The 236-nt window shown below is 74.2% G+C and carries 1 pseudogene; it reads right to left on the bottom strand.

The features are described 5' to 3' along the window. A pseudogene (locus KVT39_RS37405) lies at positions 1-236 on the bottom strand (N-carbamoylsarcosine amidase); the annotation flags it as partial.

Raw genomic sequence — 236 nt, 5'->3', positions numbered from 1 at the left:
GCGGGGGTGAGCGCGGGCACGATCGCGCTGAGCGGATGATGCTCGGTCAGCGTCGCCAAGCCGGGCACCTCCAGCGAGAAGACGTTGTCGTCGCTGCCGTCGACCGCGTACACGATGCGGCTGTGCGCGACGGGCCAGCCGCGTTCGCGCGCCAGGGCGAGCGCGTGCGTCGAGCGTGCGATCCCCGGCGCGAGGTTGCCGCCGCCGACCGTCCCGGGATCGGCGAAGCCCACCAC

The sequence above is a fragment of the Burkholderia sp. GbtcB21 genome, assembly GCF_019091065.1.
GTDB lineage: Bacteria > Pseudomonadota > Gammaproteobacteria > Burkholderiales > Burkholderiaceae > Burkholderia > Burkholderia pyrrocinia_C.
Note: the sequence above shows the minus strand (reverse complement) of the source record. Positions and strands in the feature narration are given on the sequence as shown.